At 61.4% G+C, this 13,739-nt stretch carries 11 protein-coding genes and 3 tRNA genes; 10 read left to right on the top strand and 4 right to left on the bottom strand.

Annotation, left to right across the window (positions count from 1 at the left end; translation table 11 throughout):
- Positions 1-173: 173 nt before the first annotated feature.
- The 5 genes from ACR0NY_RS03350 (at position 174) to ACR0NY_RS03330 (ending at position 6,269) form a co-directional block, all read left to right on the top strand.
- The gene (locus tag ACR0NY_RS03350; protein ID WP_093962206.1) at positions 174-443 is read left to right on the top strand and encodes an usg protein; all 270 of its coding nucleotides are present in this window, start codon (positions 174-176) and stop codon (positions 441-443) included.
- A gap of 293 nt (positions 444-736) precedes the next feature.
- Entirely contained in the window at positions 737-2,191 is a 1,455-nt protein-coding gene (gene zwf / locus ACR0NY_RS03345) for a glucose-6-phosphate dehydrogenase (RefSeq protein WP_170368535.1), read from the top strand.
- The gene (pgl, locus tag ACR0NY_RS03340; RefSeq protein WP_170363374.1) at positions 2,188-2,859 is read left to right on the top strand and encodes a 6-phosphogluconolactonase; all 672 of its coding nucleotides are present in this window, start codon (positions 2,188-2,190) and stop codon (positions 2,857-2,859) included. The genes zwf and pgl overlap by 4 nt, the downstream gene beginning before the upstream one ends.
- A gap of 4 nt (positions 2,860-2,863) precedes the next feature.
- Complete coding sequence (gene pgi, locus ACR0NY_RS03335) at positions 2,864-4,474, top strand: glucose-6-phosphate isomerase (protein WP_170368534.1); 1,611 nt, start codon at positions 2,864-2,866, stop codon at positions 4,472-4,474.
- Positions 4,475-4,649: 175 nt separating this feature from the next.
- Positions 4,650-6,269 (top strand): long-chain-fatty-acid--CoA ligase, encoded by a 1,620-nt coding sequence (locus tag ACR0NY_RS03330; protein ID WP_170368533.1) that lies wholly within the window; start codon positions 4,650-4,652, stop codon positions 6,267-6,269.
- A gap of 21 nt (positions 6,270-6,290) precedes the next feature.
- Here the strand turns inward: ACR0NY_RS03330 and ACR0NY_RS03325 are convergent.
- A tRNA-Asn gene (locus tag ACR0NY_RS03325) sits at positions 6,291-6,365 on the bottom strand.
- Between the two features lie 256 nt (positions 6,366-6,621).
- Between ACR0NY_RS03325 and ACR0NY_RS03320 the strand changes: the two genes are divergently transcribed.
- Positions 6,622-7,944 (top strand): metal-dependent hydrolase family protein, encoded by a 1,323-nt coding sequence (locus ACR0NY_RS03320; RefSeq protein WP_217354876.1) that lies wholly within the window; start codon positions 6,622-6,624, stop codon positions 7,942-7,944.
- 258 nt (positions 7,945-8,202) lie between these two features.
- Here the strand turns inward: ACR0NY_RS03320 and ACR0NY_RS03315 are convergent.
- A tRNA-Asn gene (locus ACR0NY_RS03315) sits at positions 8,203-8,277 on the bottom strand.
- A 74-nt stretch (positions 8,278-8,351) separates the two neighbouring features.
- Positions 8,352-9,266 carry an MBL fold metallo-hydrolase gene (locus tag ACR0NY_RS03310; RefSeq protein WP_170368499.1) on the bottom strand — a complete coding sequence of 305 codons (915 nt, stop codon included), beginning with the start codon at positions 9,264-9,266 and terminating at the stop codon, positions 8,352-8,354.
- A 44-nt stretch (positions 9,267-9,310) separates the two neighbouring features.
- Between ACR0NY_RS03310 and ACR0NY_RS03305 the strand changes: the two genes are divergently transcribed.
- Complete coding sequence (locus tag ACR0NY_RS03305; RefSeq protein ID WP_170368498.1) at positions 9,311-10,630, top strand: ATP-binding protein; 1,320 nt, start codon at positions 9,311-9,313, stop codon at positions 10,628-10,630.
- A 13-nt stretch (positions 10,631-10,643) separates the two neighbouring features.
- Here the strand turns inward: ACR0NY_RS03305 and ACR0NY_RS03300 are convergent.
- Positions 10,644-10,720: transfer RNA gene (locus tag ACR0NY_RS03300), tRNA-Ile, on the bottom strand.
- A gap of 106 nt (positions 10,721-10,826) precedes the next feature.
- Here ACR0NY_RS03300 and purM point away from each other — a divergent pair.
- The 3 genes from purM (at position 10,827) to rnd (ending at position 13,737) form a co-directional block, all read left to right on the top strand.
- Positions 10,827-11,873 carry a phosphoribosylformylglycinamidine cyclo-ligase gene (gene purM / locus ACR0NY_RS03295; protein WP_170338430.1) on the top strand — a complete coding sequence of 349 codons (1,047 nt, stop codon included), beginning with the start codon at positions 10,827-10,829 and terminating at the stop codon, positions 11,871-11,873.
- A complete protein-coding gene (gene purN, locus ACR0NY_RS03290; RefSeq protein ID WP_170368497.1) occupies positions 11,870-12,466 on the top strand; it encodes a phosphoribosylglycinamide formyltransferase in 597 nt (198 codons plus the stop codon). The genes purM and purN overlap by 4 nt, the downstream gene beginning before the upstream one ends.
- A 113-nt stretch (positions 12,467-12,579) precedes the next feature.
- Positions 12,580-13,737, top strand: coding sequence for a ribonuclease D (gene rnd / locus ACR0NY_RS03285; RefSeq protein ID WP_170368496.1), 1,158 nt, complete (start codon positions 12,580-12,582; stop codon positions 13,735-13,737).
- The last annotated feature ends 2 nt before the right edge of the window (positions 13,738-13,739 follow it).

The raw sequence follows: 13,739 nt of genomic DNA, 5'->3' as shown, positions 1-13,739 counted from the left end.
CTGGGTCTATATCTTGTGGATGCATCTTATCAGACCCGGCACATAGGGTGCAAGCAAGCAACCCGGAAGTGGCCAGAAACCGCGGTGTTTTTCGGTTAACACATTGTTTTAATACGGATTGAAAAGGAATCATGTTACCCTGAAGGGACCTTTGAGGAAATCTGGAGGTCTGAATGGAGAAAAACGAAACCGAATTGATGCTGAAGGGGTATGGCCTGACAACGGCTGAAATCTTCTATCGCATGCCGGATTACATCCATGTTCTGAACACGTTCATCTGGCAGGATTACGACTTGGCGCCGGATCATCCCAAGCTGTTCAATTTCATCGAGTTCTGGCAGCGCGAAATCGAGGGTCCGCTGCATTCGGTGCGCTTTACCCACCGCAAGATGATCGCACCCGGAGAATGGCGGAACGTCGTCGGAGAATACCGGCTGAACTAGCGTTTCGGCCAGGTTGCGCTCGAGGCCAATGCGCCTTGATCCGGCCGATGGATCATCGAATGAATGCCGACCTGCGTTTCGGCGCAGGTTACTCACTCTCATAATTTCTGAACACAACCAGATCTTGGCAATCCGTTGACGGCGGACGCGTTGAGCGGTTGAATATTCTTGTGCGTTTCGGTGGCGGTCCGGTGCGGCGCACACGATTGGTACAGATTGGAAAACCAGAGAAAGTCCAGGATATGATTGCGCTAACATTGGACATGCCGGCGATGGCGCGTTAAGGACGGCTCATGGTTTCTCGCGTTATACCCGTCGACCCATTTGATCTGGTCATTTTTGGTGGCACCGGGGATCTGGCGCAGCGCAAGATTTTGCCTGCCTTGTTTCGTCGTTATTGCGCGGGACAGTGGAATGACGATGTTCGGATAATCGCCGCAGCAAGGTCCGCACATGATCAGGCGGGCTATCGTGCGATCGTCGCCGAGTCGCTGGCCCAGCACGCACCTCGTCAAGCGGGAGATCCCGGCAACCTTGATGGGTTCCTGAACCGGCTGCAGTATCTGCGGTTGGATGCCAGCTCTGATGATGGGTGGGAAAACCTTTCAGGTCTGTTGACGGATTCGCGGATCCGCGCCTTCTATTTCTCGGTCGGACCCGGATTGTTCGCCCCGTTGGCGGAAAAAATCCGCCAGCACGGTCTGGCAAACGAGCAGACGAGGATCGTCGTCGAAAAGCCGTTCGGTCACGACCTGGACAGCGCGCGGGCGTTGAATGCCACGCTGGCCTCATATTTCAGCGAAAACCAAATCTACCGGATCGATCATTATCTGGGTAAGGAAACCGTCCAGAACCTGATGGCAGTCCGGTTCGGCAACATGCTGTTCGAGCCGCTGTGGAACAGTCAGTATGTCGACCATATCCAGATCACCGTCGCCGAGACCGTCGGCGTGGATGGTCGCGAAGAGTATTACGAGCGCGCTGGGGCAATGCGCGACATGGTGCAAAACCACCTGATGCAGCTTCTGTGCCTGATCGCGATGGAGCCGCCTGCCAAGTTCGATTCGGACGCCGTGCGCGATGAAAAGCTCAAGGTGATCCGCGCGCTGGACCCGGTGCAGCCGCACCACATCGTGCGTGGGCAGTATTCGGGTGGTCCCGACGGGCCGGGCTACCGCGAAGCGGTGGGCAATCCGCGCTCGACCACCGAAAGTTATGTGGCGCTGCGGGCGCATGTCAGCAATTGGCGGTGGGCGGGGACTCCGTTTTACTTGCGCACCGGCAAGCGGCTGGTGGCGCGGTCCTCGGTGATCAACGTCATCTTCAAGGATGCGCCGCATTCGATCTTTGGGGCCGAGGCCGGGCGGCATGCCAACACGTTGTCGATCCGCCTGCAACCGAACGAAGGCATAACGCTGAAAGTCACGATCAAAGAGCCGGGGCAGGGCGGAATGCGTTTGATCGACGTCCCGTTGGATATGAGTTTTGCCGAAGCGCTCGGGCCCGAAAACCAGGAAGCGCCGGATGCTTATGAGCGTTTGGTGATGGACGTGATCCGAGGCAATCAAACACTGTTCATGCGCGGAGACGAGGTCGAGGCCGCCTGGGCCTGGACCGACCCGATCATTGCGGGGTGGCAGGCGCGCGGCGACGTGCCTAAACCCTATGACAGCGGCAGTACCGGTCCCGGCGACGCCGAACTGCTGATGAAACGCGACGGTCGCCATTGGCAAGGGATCAAGCCATGAAGATTCAGGAATATGCCGACAGGGACATGCTGGCCATTGATGTTGCCAACGTTCTGGCAGGCGAGTTGGAGGCCGCACTGCTGCACAACGATGTCGTGGCTTTTGCGGTTCCCGGCGGCACCACGCCCGGACCGATCTTCGACAGCCTGTGCGCCGCGGATCTTGAATGGGAGCGTGTCCGTGTTCTGCCCACCGACGAACGCTGCGTCCCGGCGGACAGTGACCGGTCTAACGAACGCTTGATCCGCGACCGTCTTCTGACCAACCGGGCGGCGGCGGCGGACTATGTCCCGCTCTATATTCCCGGCAAGGCGCCCGAAGAGGTTCTGCCCCAAATCGAAGCTCTGATCGAGCCGCTGCGCCCGTTGGCGGTGCTGGTTCTTGGAATGGGCGACGACATGCATACGGCCTCGTTGTTTCCGGGGATGGAGGGGCTGGCGCAGGCATTGGCAAGCAACGCACCGGCATTGGCCGTTGCCCGCCCGCAGACGCAGCCCGAGACGCGCATCACTCTGACGGGTCCGGTTCTGGATGGTGCCCTGTCCAAACACCTGGTCATCTATGGTGAAAAAAAGCGCGCAGCGCTTGAGCGTGCCATGAGCCTGCCGCCCGAGGAGGCGCCAATTGCGGCAGTCTTGGATGGAATGACGGTACACTGGGCGGATTGATCTCATGCAACTGGACACTCTCAGAACCCTTGCCGCGCAGGCGGCGGATACCCGCATCCTCGACCTGTTCGCGCAGGATCCCGACCGGGCGCAGAGCTTCTCGGCCTCGACCGGCGATTTGCTGTTCGACTATTCGAAGACCCTGATCGACGCGGACATCCGCGCGGCGCTGATCGACCTGTGCGATCAAGCCGGTCTGGCCGAGCGGCGCGACGCGATGTTCCGCGGCGACAAGATCAACGAGACCGAGGGCCGCGCGGTGCTGCATACGGCGCTGCGCAATCTGGACGGCGGCCCGGTCGAGGTTGATGGCCAGGACGTGATGCCCGACGTTTTGGACACCCTGCAGCGCATGCGCGTGTTCGCCGAAGAGGTCCGGGGCGGAACGGCCCAGGGGGCAGGGGGCAGCTTTACCGACGTGGTGAATATCGGCATCGGCGGTTCGGACCTTGGGCCGGTGATGGCGACGCTGGCGCTGGCGCCCTATCACGACGGGCCGCGCCTGCACTATGTCTCGAACGTGGATGGCGCGCACATCGCCGACACGCTGCGCGAACTGGACCCGACGCGGACGCTGGTGATCGTGGCGTCCAAGACATTTACCACCATCGAAACCATGACCAACGCGCGGACGGCGCGGGCCTGGATGCTGGACGGCGGCGGCGACCCGGGGCGGCAGTTCGCGGCCGTGTCCAGCGCCGTGGACAAGACGGCGGACTTCGGCATCCCGTCTGACCGCGTGTTCGGCTTCGCCGATTGGGTCGGCGGGCGCTATTCGGTCTGGGGTCCGGTTGGACTGCCGGTGATGATTGCGGTGGGCTCGAACGCCTTCGACGCGTTCCTGCGCGGCGGGCAGGCGATGGACGTGCATTTCCGCGCCGCGGGCTGGGCCGAGAACATGCCGGTGATGCTGGCGCTGGTGGGCTTCTGGCACCGTCAGGTGCTGGGTCATGCCAGCCGCGCGGTTCTGCCCTATGACCAACGGCTGCTGCGGCTGCCGGCCTACTTCCAGCAGCTCGAGATGGAATCGAACGGCAAATCGGTGGCCATGGACGGCTCGGCGCTGAGCGTGCCTTCGGGGCCGGTGGTCTGGGGTGAGCCCGGCACCAACGGGCAGCACGCGTTTTACCAACTGATCCATCAGGGCGCCGACGTGATCCCCTGCGAATTCATGGTGGCCGCCGAAGGCCACGAGCCCGAACTGGCCCATCATCACCGTCTGCTGCTGGCCAACTGCCTGGCTCAGTCCGAGGCGTTGATGCGTGGCCGGTCGCTTGAGGAAGCGCGAGCGCGCATGGCCGAGATGGGCCTGCATGGCGACGAGTTGGAGCGTCAGGCCCGGCATCGCGTGTTCCAGGGCAACCGGCCCTCGACCACGCTGATCTATCCGCAGCTGACGCCCTTCGTTCTGGGCCAGATCATTGCGCTGTATGAACATCGGGTGTTCGTCGAAGGCGTGCTGTTGGGCATCAACTCGTTCGACCAGTGGGGGGTGGAGCTGGGCAAGGAGTTGGCCACCTCGCTGGGGCCAATCGTCGATGGCGATGCGGGCACCGAGGGCAAGGACGGCTCGACCGCCGCACTTGTGGCCTATGCGCTGCGGCACCGGGGCTGAAGCACTGCAAATCTGACGGCCTGCCGCCACGGCAGGCCGCATTCTTTTATTGTCAGACAATTAAATGATTGGCAGGATCGGCCCCGAGGAGAAGCCCTGGGGCCGGCCATGCCGCCGTGTCGCCTGGCCGCAACAGACGCCGCATCAGGCCGGCGCGATGAATGGGAGGATGTCCATGCTGGGACAGATGATGACGCAGCCGCTGTTGATTTCGTCACTGATCGATCATGCTGCGCGCTATCATGGTCAGACCGAGATCGTGTCGGTCGAAACCGACGGAACCGTCACCCGGACGAACTGGGGCGAGATCGCCGCCAATGCCCGGCGACTGGGGTCGGCGCTGACCAAGCTGGGCTTGCAGCCGCAGGACCGGATCGGCACCCTGGCCTGGAACAACCGCCGGCATCTGGAAATCTACTATGCGGCCTCGGGTGCGGGTTTCGTCTGCCACACGATCAATCCGCGCCTGTTCCCCGAACAGCTGGTTTACATCATCAACCATGCGCAGGACCGGGTGCTGTTCTTCGACGCCACCTTCCTCCCGCTGGTTGCCGCGATCCGCGATCAACTGATTGAGGTGAAGCATTTTGTCCTGATGGGGCCGCGCGACGAGGACGCACTCCAGCAGATTCCCGGCCTGGAATTCTATGACGAGTTGATCGAGACCGGCGACGCCGATTTCGAATGGCCCGTCTTCGATGAAAACACGGCCTCGAGCCTGTGCTACACCTCGGGCACGACCGGTCACCCCAAGGGGGTTCTGTATTCGCACCGTTCGACCGTTCTGCACAGCTTTGCCTCGAACACCCGCGACGTCATCGGGTATTCGGCGATGGATGTGGTGATGCCGGTGGTGCCCATGTTCCATGTCAACGCCTGGGGGTCGCCCTATGGCTGCGCCATGTCCGGTTCGCAAATGGTGCTGCCCGGGCCGGACCTGCATGGCGAGGCGCTGGTGAACCTGATCGACACCTATGGCGTGACGCTGGCGATGGGGGTTCCCACGATCTGGCAGGGACTGCTGGCCCACGCCGCCAAATGCGGCACCAAGCTGGAAAGCCTCGAACGTACGGTGATCGGCGGTGCGGCGTGCCCGCCCTCGATGATCGAGACCTTCAGGGAAAAATACGGCGTCGACACCGTGCATGCCTGGGGGATGAGCGAGATGAGCCCGCTGGGCACTGCCAACATTCCGCTGGCCAAGCATCGCAAGCTGCCGATCGAGGAACAGCACAAACTGCGCGAGAATCAGGGTCGTCCGCCCTTTGGGGTCGAGCTGAAGATCGTCGATGACGACGGCAACGACCTGCCGCATGACGGGGTCACGCAGGGCGACCTGATGGTGCACGGCCATTGGGTGTTGGACAGCTATTTTCAGCTGCAGGATCAAGATCTTCTGCAGGATGGCTGGTTCGCCACCGGCGATGTGGCGACGTTGGACCCCGATGGCTACATGACCATCCGCGACCGCTCCAAGGACATCATCAAGTCGGGCGGTGAGTGGATCAGCTCGGTCGAGCTGGAAAACATCGCCGTAGCGCACCCGAAACTGGCCACCGCGGCGGTGATCGGCGTGCCGCATCCCAAATGGGACGAACGCCCGCTGCTGGTGGCGGTCAAGGCCGAGGGCGAAGATCCGTCCGAGGCCGAGCTGCTGGAGTTTTTCGACGGCAAGATTGCCAAGTGGCAGGTGCCGGACAAAGTGGTCTTCGTCGACGCGCTGCCACTCAATGCGACGGGCAAGGTCCTGAAACGCAAACTGCGGGATGAATTCAAGGACGCCTTGGCAGGTTAACGATTGATTTCTAAGGATTTTTGGCTCCGGCGGTAGGGATCGAACCTACGACCAATTGATTAACAGTCAACTGCTCTACCGCTGAGCTACGCCGGAACTGAGGGGCGTGTACCAATCTGCAAAGACGAGGTCCAGACGAAAATTGCTTTCTCCGGACGAATTGCGCGCTCCAGGTTTCCGTTTCGGATTTCAATCGGGCTGCACAGGTTTGTTGTTTCCTGCGGCAGTGAATCGTTGCGTTGATCTACGCGCCGGTCGCGACGTGATCGTTTCATCCGGATCAGAAAGAGACTAGCCTCTCGATAATGCACCATGCTTCGGTGAACCTGTTGAAACCGGAAAGGAACCCAAGATGCGGACAGCTTGCAGGATTGTAGCGAAGCTTTTCTTCTTTGTTCTTGCCGCGCCGGGGATCGCCCAAGAGGCCGGAACCCTGATCACCGGCGCTCGGATTTTCGACGGGGTCAGTTCCGACCTGATCGAGGGTCAGGACGTTTTGATCCAAGACGGCATGATCACGGCCCTTGGTCCTGATCTGGATGCGCCGGAGGGGGCGACGGTGATCGATGCGCAGGGTCGGTTCCTGATGCCCGGATTTGCCGACATGCATGCGCATCTGATGTTTCAGATGCCGTTCGGTATCGCATTCAATGCCGATCGCGAATACTGGGCCTATGTTGCCGCAACCGTCGCCGAACAATACCTGATGCAGGGGTTCACGACGGTCCGCGATGTCGGCGGGAACTCGTTTTCACTGAAACGCGCCATAGACGAGGGCATCCTGAGGGGGCCTCGGGTCTATCCTTCGGGTCCCATGATCTCGCAGAGCTCGGGCCACTCGGATCATCGGACGGACGCAAACGAGCCCGGGTCATTGGTGTTCGAGCCCAGCATTCCGATGAAATACTTCCATGTCGCAGTTGCCGATGGGCGTGACGAGGTTCTGAAAACCGTACGCGAGGTGTTGCGCCGCAGGGCCTCGCAGATCAAGATTTCGGTCGGTGGCGGCACCGGGTCATTTGCTGATCCATTGGACACCACGCAGTACACGGAAGACGAAATCCGTGCAGCCGTCGAGGCGGCCGAAGACTGGAACACCTACGTTACCGCCCATGTCTACAACTCGGATGGCATCATCCGCGCCGTCGAGAATGGGGTGAAGTCCATCGAGCATGGCAATCTGATGAGCGAAGAGGCCATGCGCGTGATGATGGAGCATGATGCCTGGCTGTCGCCGCAGGTAATCGTCTACACATTCCATCCGGCAGGCTACAACGACGAACAAAAAGCCAAGCATGACGAAGCCTATGACGGCATCAACCAGATGTTCACCATGGCCAAGGAGCTTGGATTCGAGAATATCGTCTTCGGCACGGACGTGATCACTTCTCCTGAGATGATCAAGCGCGCAAACGAGGAGTTCGTTCTGAGAACGGAATGGTTCGACAATGCCGAAATACTCCGTCAGGCAACCTCGAAATCAGCCGAGTTGCTTGCCTTGTCGGGGCCGCGCAATCCTTATCCCGGGGCGCTGGGTGTCATTGCGGAAGGTGCTCATGCGGATATCCTTCTGATCGACGGCAACCCCCTTGAGGACATGTCTGTCATGACCGAATACGAAGAGCGCTTCGATCTGATCATGAAGGGCGGGGTGATCTACAAAAACGAACTGTAGCGGACGATCTGCTGTGCAAATGCATGGCGGACCAAACTTGCGTCACAGGCGCTGGAAAATTCTCTGATGTTTCGCGGGTGTGATTGACAGGATTGGGCTGATCGAAAGACCAACTCCAAACTAACGGCGCAGGTCCTTGGGGGCAGGCTGATTGTATGCCTGGAACCAGCTGAAAACCCGGCCTGTCGGATCGGCAACCGACCATACACGGGACGCGAGCGGTTGGGTGCGCCACAAACTTCTGAAATCAGAGGATTTTGGCTCCGGCGGTAGGGATCGAACCTACGACCAATTGATTAACAGTCAACTGCTCTACCGCTGAGCTACGCCGGAACTGAGGCGCATATAGCAATCCGGTTTTTCGGCGTCCAGAGGGGAAAAGCACCGAGGGCGAATTTTTTGTGCGTTCAGGAGATGCGATGAAAACTGGTCTGCACCGACAGCGCGCCCCGGGGGGCGACGCGGTCTTTTCCGGTCAGGTCCACCAGATGGGCAAACACGTTGCGCTCGGCCGCTGGAAGCAGGGCAGGCGGGGTTTCGACATAGATCCGCTGGGCCAGATCCCGGGCTGTGCCCGGGCGCTCGGCCAGCGCGTCGAGGATTTGTGCCTCACGTTCGAGCCGGTGGCGGATCAACCAGTCAAGCCGACCCGAAGGGTCTGTGATCGGCGCGCCGTGTCCGGCATGGAAGACGGACCAGTCGCGTGCGCGTAGCCGGTGGCAGGCTTTCATGAAGTCTGTCAGATCGCCATCCGGAGGCGAAACCAGCGAACTGGCCCAGCCCATCACGTGATCGGCGGTGAAACACACGTCTCCCCAGGCCAGCGCGATGTGGTTGCCCAGATGACCCGGCGTGTGAATGACCTCAAGGCCCCATCCGTCCCCCTCGATCCTGTCGCCGTCCGCCAACTCGATGTCCGGGCGGAATTCCGTGTCGATTCCCTCACCGCCGCCGGCGAGGCCTTGCTCGGCCAGTTGGGACATGATCGCGCTGCGCCCTGACTGTGGCCCGCCAAAGGCGTAGATCGGGGCACCTGTCCGTTCTGACAGCGGAGCAGCCAGCGGCGAATGGTCCAGGTGGCTGTGGGTGACCACGATATGGCTGATCTTTTGCCCGGGCAGCAGCGCATCCAGAATGGCTTGCATGTGACTGTCGCTCAACGGTCCGGGGTCGATTACGGCAAGGTCGTTGGTGCCCAGGAGGTATGTGTTTGTCCCCAGATAGGTCATCGGCGACGGGTTTGGGGCCAGCAAGAGCCTGAGGCCCGGCTGCAGGGCGACAGGGATCCCCGGTTTCGGGTTGAAATCGTCTGCTGGCAGCATCTTGGCCTCTTTCTCTTGGCGGGGCAGCCCGCTAGGTTTAACGCATGTCTTCGCGCTGGCTCAAACCCTATTTGCCCCGCAGCTTGTATGCCCGGGCGGCCCTGATTCTGGTGCTGCCGGTGATCGTGGTTCTGTTGGTGGTGTCGGTGGCATTCGTGCGTGAACACCTCGAGGATGTGACCGGTCAGATGACCCGCGCAGCGTCGCGCGAAGTGCGGCTGGTTCTGGAAGATATTCAGGGTGCCGAAACCCAACAGCAGGCGTTGGCCGCGGTGCGCCCGGATCTGAGGGTGCTGGACATGCAGGCCCGGTTTCTGGGGATCAACGAAACGCCTACGATTGAACCTCGGCGCTGGTATGATTTCATCGCACCGCAGATCGACGCTGATCTTCAAGAGCTGCTGCCAAACCTCGTGGCGGTATCGTTGCCGGACAGTCAGGTCGCGACTTTGTTCTTGAACACCCATCTGGGTGTTTTGGAGCTTGGCTTTGATCGCCGGCGTCTGTCGACGGTCGCTCCGCACCAGTTGATCGTTACGATGCTGTTCTTTGCGGTGATCATGACCTCGATTTCGTTCTTGTACATGCGCAATCAGTTGCGGCCGATCACTCGGCTGGCCGACGCGGCGCAGGCTTTTGGTCGCGGTCGGGTCGTGCCGTTCACCCCTGGAGGGGCCGTCGAGGTGCGGGCCGCCGGTAGCGCGTTTCTTGACATGCGTGCCCGGATCGAGCGGCAGATCGAGCAGCGGACCTTGATGCTGTCGGGTGTCAGCCATGACCTACGAACGCCTCTGACCCGGCTCAAGCTTGGCCTGTCGCTGCTGCCCGAGGAAGATGCCAAGCCGCTGCTTCAGGACGTGAACGAAATGCAGTCACTCCTGGATGCCTTCCTTGATTTCTCGCGCGGCGCGTCCGAGGGCGAGCAGGTCGAGGTTCGTCCGGATGAGCTTTTGCGCTCGATCGTGGATGATGCGCAACGGGCCGGGCAAAGCGTCGAGTTGCTGCCGCCCGAAGGGCAGGGTGCAGTGATGCTGCGTCCGACTGCGATCCGCCGCGCGGTGGAAAACCTGATCGGCAACGCGGTGCGCTACGGGTCGCACGCGATGGTCAGCATGACCCTGACTGACAAATCGCTGCGCATTCGGGTTGAGGATGATGGCCCCGGCATCCCGCCCGAGCAGCGGACCGAGGCGGTGAAGCCGTTCAGCCGGTTGGACCCGTCGCGGAACCAGAATCAGGGCAGCGGGGTGGGCCTCGGGCTGGCGATCGTTGCAGATATTGCTCGTGTCCACGGCGGTGTTTTACGCTTGGGACAAAGCGAGCGCTTGGGCGGTTTGTGCGCAGACATCATCATCGGGCGGTGATTTCGGCCGAATATGGTAGGCCCGGAGGGACTCGAACCCCCAACCAAAGCGTTATGAGCGCTCTGCTCTAACCAATTGAGCTACAGGCCCGCCTGAGCGCTTGGGTACCACGCAGAACAGCCGCGTCAAGCCTGACCGTTGCAACGCGGCGCACAATCGACTAACCCGCGCTGAAAGCATTCATGAGGGAACGGCCATGACAGCGGGCAAGAACGGCATCACCTATGCAGATGCGGGTGTGGACATCGATGCGGGCAATGCCCTGGTTGACCGGATCAAGCCCGCCGCCAAGCGGACGAACCGCCCCGGCGTCATGAGCGGCCTTGGCGGGTTCGGCGCGCTGTTTGACCTGAAGGGGGCAGGGTATTCCGACCCGATCCTAGTGGGGGCAACCGATGGCGTGGGCACCAAGCTGCGGATCGCGATCGACACGGGCGTGGTCGATGGTGTGGGCATCGACCTGGTGGCCATGTGCGTGAACGACCTGATCTGTCAGGGGGCCGAGCCGCTGTTCTTCCTGGATTACTTCGCAACAGGCAAGCTGGACACTGACACTGCCGCGCGGATCATCGAAGGCATCGCCGAGGGCTGCGTCCGCTCGGGATGTGCCTTGATCGGGGGTGAGACCGCCGAAATGCCGGGGATGTACCCCGATGGCGATTTTGACTTGGCCGGCTTTGCCGTCGGCGCGATGGAGCGCGGCAGCGATCTGCCTGCCGGTGTGCAGGCCGGGAATGTTCTGCTGGGGCTGGCCTCGGACGGGGTGCATTCCAACGGCTATTCGCTGGTGCGTAAGCTGGTTCAGATCTCGGGCTTGGGATGGGACGCGGACTCGCCCTTCTGCGACGGGCCTTTGGGAGAGGCGCTGCTGACGCCCACGCGGCTCTATGTCAAACCCGCCTTGGCCGCGATCCGGGCCGGTGGTGTGCATGCGCTGGCGCATATCACCGGCGGCGGGCTGACCGAGAACCTGCCGCGCGTGCTGCCCGACGATCTGGGTACGCAAATCGACCTGAATGCCTGGGACCTGCCGCCGGTGTTCAGGTGGATGGCGGAAACCGGGGGCATCGCCGAGGCGGAAATGCTCAAGACCTTCAACTGCGGGATCGGCATGATCGTCGTCTGTGCCGCCGACCGCGCAGATGACCTGGCCGCCCTGCTGACGGATGCCGGCGAGAGCGTCGCGCGCATCGGATCGGTCACCGAAGGGGCGGGCGTCAGCTACGCAGGCAAGCTGCTGTGAGCCACAAGCGCGTCGCCATTCTGATTTCCGGGGGCGGGTCGAACATGGTGTCGCTGGTCGACAGCATGACCGGTGACCACCCGGCGCGCCCTTGTCTGGTTCTGTCGAACAATGCAAATGCGGGCGGACTGGCCAAGGCGGCGGATCGCGGGATCGCCACGGCCGTGGTCGATCACCGACCGTTTGGCGGTGACCGCGCGGCGTTTGAGGCTGAGCTGTGCAAGCCGCTGCTCGGGGCGCAGCCAGACATCGTCTGCCTGGCGGGGTTCATGCGCGTGCTGACTGGCGATTTCGTGTCCCGCTTTCAGGGACGGATGCTGAATATCCACCCCTCGCTGCTGCCCAAGTACAAAGGGCTCAACACCCACGCCCGGGCCATCGCCGCCGGGGATGCCGAACACGGCTGCACCGTGCACGAGGTCACCGCGGCGCTGGATGACGGTCCGATCCTGGGGCAGGCCCGGGTTCCGGTCGAACCCGGCGACACCCCGGAATCGCTTGCTCGGAAGGTGCTGGCCTGGGAACACAAGCTGTATCCGGCCGTTCTGAAGCGCTTTGCCCGTGGCGATCGCGCACCGGTGTTACTCCCCTGATCTTGCGCCAGAGATTTACATGAGCGGCCAATTCGGCCTATGGTCTGGCCAAGCGCTCGGGGCAGAAGAAACCAACGGGCAATGACCAGAGCAAGAGCAAGAATAGCAAGCGCATGAAGACCCTCAAAACCACGCGAGAGTTGGCTGACTTCTGCAAGGCTGCCGCCCAACATCCCTATGTGACCGTCGATACCGAATTCCTGCGCGAGCGGACCTACTACTCCAAGCTATGTCTGGTGCAGTTGGCTGTGCCCTCTGAAGACGAGGACAGCGCGGTATTGGTCGATCCGCTGGCAGATGGGTTGTCGCTGGAGCCGCTTTACGAATTGTTCCAAAACGAAAACGTCGTCAAAGTGTTCCATGCCGCCCGCCAGGACCTTGAGATTTTCTGGGTAGAAGCCGGCATTTTCCCCAAACCGCTTTTCGATACGCAAGTCGCTGCAATGGTTTGTGGTTTCGGGGAACAGGTTGGCTATGAAACGCTGGTTCGCAAGATCTGCAAGCAGGGTCTGGACAAGACCTCGCGGTTTACCGATTGGTCGCGGCGCCCGCTGAGCGAGGCCCAGCAGACCTATGCGCTGGCGGATGTGACGCATCTGCGCAAAATCTATGAACATCTGGCCGCCGAGCTGGAAAAGTCCAAACGCAGCCATTGGGTAGCGGAGGAGTTGCGCGTTCTGACCGATCCCGCAACCTATGACATCCGCCCCGAAGAGGCATGGCGGCGGGTCAAGACCCGGACCAACTCGGCCAAGTTCCTTGCGGTGGTGCGGGAGCTTGCCCGGTTCCGTGAGGAATATGCCCAACAAAACAACGTGCCGCGAAGCCGTGTATTCAAGGATGATGCGCTGGTCGAACTGGCGTCGACCAAACCACGCACGCATGCTGATCTGGGCGGCTCGCGTTTGCTGCAGCGCGAAGCGCGCAAAGGTGCCATCGCCGACGGGATTCTGGCCGCCGTGCAGGCAGGTGTGAATTGCCCGCCAGAGGATCTTCCCAAAGTGGACAACAGCCGGGACAAGATCAAGGTGAACCCTGCGCTGGCTGACCTGCTGCGAGTTTTGCTGAAGTCAAAGACGGAAACCGCAGGGGTCGCGGCCAAGCTCATCGCGACCAGCTCGGAGCTGGATCAGATCGCGGCTGGGGACCGTGACGTTGCTGCGATGTCCGGCTGGCGGTTCGAGGTTTTTGGAGAGGACGCGCTCAAACTCTGCAGAGGCGAGATTGCCTTGGCAGCGAAGGGACAAACTGTTCAGGTCGTCCCCCTGTAAGA

The organism is Ruegeria sp. BJ5 (assembly GCF_056537865.1).
This window is presented reverse-complemented; position numbering and strand designations above follow the sequence as displayed.

Coding starts and splice junctions, on each gene's coding strand:
- ACR0NY_RS03350 (WP_093962206.1), top strand. CDS start 174: ATGGAGAAAAACGAAACCGAATTGATGCTGAAGGGGTATGGCCTGACA.
- zwf (WP_170368535.1), top strand. CDS start 737: ATGGTTTCTCGCGTTATACCCGTCGACCCATTTGATCTGGTCATTTTT.
- pgl (WP_170363374.1), top strand. CDS start 2,188: ATGAAGATTCAGGAATATGCCGACAGGGACATGCTGGCCATTGATGTT.
- pgi (WP_170368534.1), top strand. CDS start 2,864: ATGCAACTGGACACTCTCAGAACCCTTGCCGCGCAGGCGGCGGATACC.
- ACR0NY_RS03330 (WP_170368533.1), top strand. CDS start 4,650: ATGCTGGGACAGATGATGACGCAGCCGCTGTTGATTTCGTCACTGATC.
- ACR0NY_RS03320 (WP_217354876.1), top strand. CDS start 6,622: ATGCGGACAGCTTGCAGGATTGTAGCGAAGCTTTTCTTCTTTGTTCTT.
- ACR0NY_RS03310 (WP_170368499.1), bottom strand. CDS start 9,266: ATGCTGCCAGCAGACGATTTCAACCCGAAACCGGGGATCCCTGTCGCC.
- ACR0NY_RS03305 (WP_170368498.1), top strand. CDS start 9,311: ATGTCTTCGCGCTGGCTCAAACCCTATTTGCCCCGCAGCTTGTATGCC.
- purM (WP_170338430.1), top strand. CDS start 10,827: ATGACAGCGGGCAAGAACGGCATCACCTATGCAGATGCGGGTGTGGAC.
- rnd (WP_170368496.1), top strand. CDS start 12,580: ATGAAGACCCTCAAAACCACGCGAGAGTTGGCTGACTTCTGCAAGGCT.